Source organism: Halomonas sp., from assembly GCF_041689495.1.
Taxonomy (GTDB): Bacteria; Pseudomonadota; Gammaproteobacteria; order Pseudomonadales; family Halomonadaceae; genus Halomonas.
Map to the genome: position 1 here is coordinate 1 of NZ_JBDNGD010000446.1, position 1,272 is coordinate 1,272.

Here is a 1,272-nt window from a genome sequence, read left to right on the forward strand (position 1 = left end):
ATCCGCTGACCCGACTGCCCAATCGCCATTATCTGGATACGGAAATCGCCGCCGCATGGAAGGAACCACACCACGGTCATGCCGTGCTCATCCTTGATATCGACGATTTCGATGCCATCAACTCCACCCTCGGCTACGTAGCCGGCAACAAGGCACTCATTGAGCTGGCCGCTCGACTGAAGCAATCGCTTGAAGCCGGAGAGATGCTTGCCCACATTGCTGGCGACAAATTTGCTGTGTATCGGGGCTTTGAAGACTGGACGGAAGTCGATGCGCTCCTCATGCGCATACGAAACACCTTGTCACACCGCTTGCAAGTCGACGGTATGGAGTTGCGGGCTCTGTCGGCCGGCATCGGTATTGCAAGTGACAAAGACAGCAGTGATCCCGAAACACTTTCGCAGAATGCCGGTACCGCACTCAGGCATGCAAAACAGCTCGGGCGCTCGGGGTTGGGTATCTTCAACCGATCCATGCAGGAGAAGGTCGAGCAGCGCCTGTCCATCATGAACGACCTGAGCGTTGCGATCGAACAGGGCCAACTGCTGAACCATTACCAGCCTATTCATGACGCGCGAAGCGGCACAATCGTTGGGGTGGAAGCCCTCGTTCGTTGGGAGCATCCGGAGAAGGGATGGATATCGCCCGGCGATTTCGTTCCCTTGTCCGAACGGGTGGGCCTGATCAGCAAACTGGGCTGTGCGGTGATGAACCGTGCACTGGATGACCTTCTACACTGGAGGCAGGAAGGCCTGTGTGGCAGGGACCTCTTTCTCAACATCAATGTCTCGCCCCTGCAATTGCTGGATCTCGGGTTCAGCGAGGGGCTGGAACAGGCCACTCGGCAGCGGGGCCTGGAACCGGAGTGCGTCGTTATTGAGGTCACCGAAACCGCGATGATGCAGTCCGAACAGGCGAGTCTGCAGGTATTGGAACAATTGACCCGCTGCGGCTTTCATGTGGCCATTGATGATTTCGGCAGTGGTTACTCCTCCCTCAATTATCTGCACAAGCTGCCCGTCGAGATACTCAAGATCGACCGGCTACTGATCGAGCAACTGGATAACGACAAGAACCAGCCCCCGCTGGTAAAGCCCATCGTGGAAATCGCCCGAGCCCTGGACCTCAAGGTCATCGCGGAAGGGGTGGAGACACAGGAGCAGAGCGACAAGCTCACCGCCATGGGCGCCGACTTCCTGCAGGGCTTCCACCTGTCCCGCCCGATGTCGGCAACGGATCTATCCTCCCTGCTGGCCGAAGGTCAGGATGGCG

At 57.9% G+C, this 1,272-nt stretch carries 1 protein-coding gene; it reads left to right on the forward strand.

Going from position 1 to position 1,272, the window contains the following annotated elements:
• A partial coding sequence (locus ACESMD_RS13760; RefSeq protein WP_372614098.1) for a putative bifunctional diguanylate cyclase/phosphodiesterase occupies positions 1–1,272 on the forward strand: 1,272 nt, incomplete at both ends.